The sequence below is a fragment of the Flavobacterium psychraerolatum genome (assembly GCF_025960985.1).
In the GTDB taxonomy this organism is placed as follows: domain Bacteria; phylum Bacteroidota; class Bacteroidia; order Flavobacteriales; family Flavobacteriaceae; genus Flavobacterium.
This window is the reverse complement of sequence record NZ_JAOQMX010000096.1, coordinates 1-1,253: the sequence shown is the minus strand read 5'-3', so window position 1 is coordinate 1,253 and position 1,253 is coordinate 1. Positions and strand designations below refer to the sequence as shown.

Sequence of the window (1,253 nt, the reverse complement as noted above, 5' to 3'; positions counted from 1 at the left end):
TAAAGGATACCGACCTATTAAATCTATTGATAAACAAAACAGTAGCCATTGCTATCGAAAAAGGTATTATTCGTTCGAAGTCTATCATCGTTGATGCCACACATACTTTATCAAGATCCAATCCATTTTTAGCCATCGATGTATTGAGAGAACGTTCCAAGCTACTGCGAAAAACAGTATACAGCTTTGAGCAGGAATTCAAAGAACATATGCCTGAAAAAAATACAGACAATGACTTAGAAAAGGAACTTGCTTATTGTAAAGAGTTGGAAAAACGCATTGAAAATGAGCCGTCAATAAGTTCGATTCCAGCTGTGAAAGAGAAATTAAATCTACTCAAAGAAACTGTAGAAGACACTCAAGAAAATTTTACCTTATCAAAAGATGCAGATGCTAAAATGGGTCATAAAACCGCTGATAGTTCTTTCTTTGGATATAAGACTCACTTAGCTATGACCGAGGAGCGCATCATTACAGCGGCTGTAGTCACATCAGGTGAAAAAGGGGATGGACCAGAATTACCTAGACTTTTAGCGATTAGTCAAAAAAACGGAATTGATGTTGATACTATTATTGGGGATGGAGCTTATACAGGAAAAGAAAATCTCAAACTCACAAGGGAGCAAAATATTAAAGTGGTAGCCAGACTAAATGTTACAATAGCACAAGGAGCTAGAAAAGACGAAGATAAATTTGACTATAATAAAGATGCCGATAGATTTGTTTGCACTGCTGGTCATATGGCCATACGAAAGGCTCGCCAAGGTAAAAAAAATGTTGGAACCAATCAAATACAAACCTACTATTTTGATGTGGAAAAATGTAAGACCTGCTCTTTAAAACAGGGTTGTTATAAAGAAGGATCCAAGACAAAAACATATTCGGTGTCGATAAAATCGGACTTACACCAAGAACAAATCAGCTTTCAAGAAACTGACTATTACAAAGAAAAAGCAAAACATCGATATAAAATAGAAGCGAAAAATAGTGAGTTGAAAAATGTACATGGTTATGATAGAGCAATATCATATGGCATTACCAATATGCAAATGCAAGGTGCAATAGCTATTTTCGCAGTCAACTTAAAAAGAATACTCAAATTAATGTAGAAAAATGAAAGCTACTGCTGCATTACTCAAAATGACTCTAGCTAAACTCAAAATAGCCTTATTGAACCAACATTAAAAATCAAGATTAAAAAGGAAAACGCTTGCAACGGATTATATAAATCCTGTTACAAGCGTTTTTTTATT

General features: G+C 34.6%; 1 protein-coding gene. It reads left to right on the top strand.

The annotated features are described in order from the left end of the window. Nucleotides 1-1,109, top strand: a 1,109-nt coding sequence (locus tag M2326_RS17485) for a transposase (protein ID WP_264620825.1), incomplete at its 5' end; no start/stop codon positions are given. Between the last annotated feature and the right edge of the window lie 144 nt (nucleotides 1,110-1,253).